Source organism: Leisingera sp. F5 (assembly GCF_001593695.1).
In genome coordinates, this window is record NZ_LUKH01000226.1 from 1 (window position 1) to 3,578 (window position 3,578).

A 3,578-nucleotide genomic window follows, 5' to 3' on the forward strand; every position below is an offset into this window, starting at 1 on the left:
GATCTGGCTCGGGTGGATGGCCCATTTGCCTTCGCAGCCCAGAACTGCAGCGCGTTTTGCCGCGGCTTTATAGCCTTCTTGGTCCTGGAAATCGCCGAACGGGCCGTCAATCGGACGCAGGCCGTTGGCGCGCGCGGCAACCACCATGCGGGCCAGCGCATAGTGCCACATGTCGCCCCAGTGCACCTCGCGCGAGCCGTCTGCGGCCGGGTCGGTCAGCACTGAGTAATCGGGGTTCACTCCGCCGATGATGGTGGTGCGGGCGCGGGTCGAGGCGGCATAGTCGGCAACGCCGAAATGCAGCGATTCATTGCGTTTGGAGGCTGCGGCAATTTCACTCACGTTCTGCATGCCAAGCGCGGTTTCGATGATGTGCTCAAAACCGATCCGCTTCTTCAGACCCTTGGCGTCTTCGATCTGGGTGACCAGCATGTCGACGGCGTAAACATCGGCTGCGGTGCCCACTTTGGGAACCATGATCAGATCGAGACGTTCGCCTGCCTGTTCAACAACATCGACCACATCGCGGTACATGTAGTGGGTGTCGAGGCCGTTGATTCGGACCGACATGGATTTGTTGCCCCAGTCGATGTCGTTCAGTCCCTCGATGATGTTCTTGCGGGCCTGTTCCTTTTCGTCCGGCGCAACCGCGTCTTCGAGATCCAGGAAGATCACGTCTACATCAGATTTCGCTGCCTTTTCAAACATTTGCGGCTGTGATCCTGGGATCGCCAACTCGCTGCGGTTCAGGCGGCCGGGGGCTTGTTCAATGGTGTGAAATGACATGGGTTCTCTCCTCACTCGTGATGGGTTTTGTCCTCTCCCCTTTAGGCATTCCTCACGAAGGTGTTTCCTGTCAAGAAAAAAATCTTCATTTAAATACATTCGCACGTGCGTACGCGGGCGCGACGCGCCCTCGCGTGCGTACAGGCGCACATGCACGCGCGTGAGGCGCCGGGTGCCGCTACGGGATCATTCCTCGAGGTGGAAATCACCCTTGGCGGCGCGGTTGGCGTAGTAAAACGCAATCGCCTGTGCGCGGTTTTTGACCGAGAGTTTTTCGTAAAGGTTCGAGAGGTGGAACTTCACCGTGTTGGTGGAGATTTCCAGCTCCTTGCTGAGCTCCTTGTTGGTCAGCCCTTTCGACAGTGCCTCCAGCATGGTGCGTTCGCGGTGGGACAGCTGCCCCGTTTGAGGCGGGCATCGGCTTTACCGTGCCGCTGAAATCGAAAGAGGATGATTTTATCGGCCGCGACGCGCTGATCCGGCGCAAGACCACGCCAGCGCGCAAGCTGGTGGGGCTGGATATCGATTCGGCAATTGACGTGGCGCATGGCGACTGTGTCCGCATTGGCCGCGCGCAAATTGGCGAGGTGACCTCTGCAATGCGGTCGCCGCTGCTGGGCAAGAACATCGCGCTGGCGCGGGTGGACGTATCCTGTTCAGAGGTGGGAACAGAGGTGGAAATCGGTAAACTTGATGGACATCAAAAACGCCTGCCCGCCAAGATCGTACCCTTTGCCCATTACGACCCCAAGAAAACCCGGCCTCAATCCTGAGGCCGGCCGGTTCGGTGCACGGAGGTTACATGGTTCAGAAGTTGATTGACCAGATCGGCGGCGAAGAGGTGATCCGCGCGCTGGTCGAGCGGTTCTACGATATTGTCGAGGAAACGGAAACCGGCGCCCGGATCGTCAAGCTGCACAAGCGCGGGCATGGGATGGACCATGCCCGGATGGAGCAGTTTAATTTTCTGTCTGGTTTCATGGGCGGCCGCCGGTATTACGAAGAAAAACACGGCCACATGGACGTGAAACTGATGCACGCCCATGTGCCCATCACTGAAAAGGACGCCGAGAACTGGCTCCAGTGCATGGATCAGGCGCTGGCGGACCTGTCCTTGGAAGGGCCGCATGTGGAGCGGCTGCGCCAGGTGTTCCGGCGCGTGGCGCTGATGCTGGTCAATGACCTTGCCGAGTGGGGCGAGGCGCGCGCGTCAGCTTGAGCGCAGCGCCTGTTGCACTTTAGGGAGCCTCCGGCGGGAGTATTTTGCAAAGGTGAATGGCTGGCTGGTTGATCAATCCGGCCGTCTAAGGAAGATTTGCACATCGGCCACATTAGTGCCGGTGCCGCCGGTGATCAGCAATGCGTCCGCAGCCTTGAGAGCGGCAAAGCTGTCATTGTCGGCAAGCAGAGCGTCCGGGTCATGACCGGCAGCCTTGATCGCGGCCCAGGTGGCGGGGGTGGCGATGCCGCCAGCCGCGTCCGTAGGGCCATCACGCCCGTCAGTGCCGCCGGAGAGGAACAGCCAATCGCCATTCAGCCGGTCAGCACCCAGTTTGGCGACGCGCAGGGCCAATTCCTGGTTGCGCCCGCCAAGGCCTTTGCCGCGGAGCTGAACAGTGGTTTCGCCGCCGAAGATCAATGCGGCAGGTTTGTCTTCGGGGGCGGCCTCCGCAGCCGCAACGACCGTTTCAGCGGCCACTGACACATCGCCGACCAGCCGGTGGGAGACCAGCTTGGGGTTCCAGTCTTCCGCGGCTGCCGCCATCATCGCCTTGAGGCTGTGGCGGTTGGAGCCGATCAGGGTGTTGGTGGTCGGGGGCGGGGCGTCCTTGGCCCCCTCAGCGGCACTGAGGTGGTTTCTGACCGCTTCGCGCGCGCTGTCCCAGAGCTCCGCCCGCTGCATGATTTCCCGCGCCTGAGCGCGTGTGCCGATGGGGGCCACGGTTGGGCCGGAGGCAATGGCACGCAGGTCGTCGCCGATTACGTCCGACAGGATGAAGGCCTGCACTTGGGCTGGTGCGGCATGACGCAGCAGGCCGCCGCCCTTGGTGTCCGACAACTGTTGACGGATCAGGTTCATCTCGTTGATTTCCAGCCCGGAGGCGAGCAGCAGTTTGTTCACTGCCGATTTGTCGGCCAGCGAGAGGCCGGGGGCGGGGGCCACCATCAGCGCGGAGCCACCGCCGGAGATCAGCGCAATCAGCCGGTCATCGGGGCCCAGGGAGTGAGCCATTTCTATGGCAGCCTGACCTGCGGCGGCGCTGCTTTCATCCGGCACCGGATGGGCGCCGCAGATCACTGTGGCGCCAGGAATTTCGGTGTAATTTTCGGGGTTTGTGATGGCCAGGGCCTGGGCAGTGCCGGGGATCAGCTTCAGCGCTTCGCGCATCATCGGGATGGCGGCTTTGCCCACTGCGAGCAGCACGTTGCTGCCGCCTTCTGGCAGCGGAGCTAATGGCGAAGACGCCAGCTGGGCACGCAGGGCTTGTGCCGGGTCGGCCCGGTCTACGGCGGCCTGAAACAGGGCCTTGGCGGTGGTCAGCAATCCGGTCATCTGCATCTCCCTGGCGTAGCGGCATACAGCCGCCCCAGTGGAACCGGGGCGGCGTAAGGTCTTGAAACAGAACGGCGGCTTAGTTGCCGGCGATCTGCTTGGCCTTTTCCACCAGCACTTCTGCCTGGCGGATCGAGGCATAGTCAATCAGGCGGCCGTCCAGCGACACCGCGCCTTTGCCGGCGGTTTCGGCTTCGGCCATTGCCTCCAGAATGCGGTGCGCCTTGGTGATCTCCGC

3 protein-coding genes and 3 pseudogenes are annotated in these 3,578 nt (G+C 62.0%); 2 read left to right on the forward strand and 4 right to left on the reverse strand.

Features of this window, described 5'->3' with window-relative positions; genetic code table 11:
* Together A2I95_RS27830 and A2I95_RS27835 are read right to left on the reverse strand one after the other, a co-directional pair.
* On the reverse strand, positions 1 to 786 hold a 786-nt coding region (locus tag A2I95_RS27830; protein WP_291735137.1), incomplete at its 3' end, for a CoA ester lyase.
* A gap of 186 nt (positions 787 to 972) precedes the next feature.
* Positions 973 to 1,185, reverse strand: a pseudogene (locus A2I95_RS27835) (response regulator transcription factor); the annotation flags it as partial.
* A 2-nt stretch (positions 1,186 to 1,187) separates the two neighbouring features.
* On the opposite strand from A2I95_RS27835, the pseudogene A2I95_RS27840 reads away from it, so the two are divergent.
* Together A2I95_RS27840 and A2I95_RS27845 are read left to right on the forward strand one after the other, a co-directional pair.
* Positions 1,188 to 1,559, forward strand: a pseudogene (locus tag A2I95_RS27840) (glycine cleavage T C-terminal barrel domain-containing protein); the annotation flags it as partial.
* A 29-nt stretch (positions 1,560 to 1,588) separates the two neighbouring features.
* Positions 1,589 to 2,005, forward strand: coding sequence for a group II truncated hemoglobin (locus tag A2I95_RS27845; RefSeq protein ID WP_259988081.1), 417 nt, complete (start codon positions 1,589 to 1,591; stop codon positions 2,003 to 2,005).
* Between the two features lie 72 nt (positions 2,006 to 2,077).
* On the opposite strand, the gene A2I95_RS27850 is transcribed toward A2I95_RS27845, so the two are convergent.
* Together A2I95_RS27850 and A2I95_RS27855 are read right to left on the reverse strand one after the other, a co-directional pair.
* Complete coding sequence (locus A2I95_RS27850; RefSeq protein ID WP_291735139.1) at positions 2,078 to 3,340, reverse strand: DUF4147 domain-containing protein; 1,263 nt, start codon at positions 3,338 to 3,340, stop codon at positions 2,078 to 2,080.
* Between the two features lie 79 nt (positions 3,341 to 3,419).
* Positions 3,420 to 3,578 (reverse strand): annotated as a pseudogene (locus A2I95_RS27855) (CoA ester lyase); the annotation flags it as partial.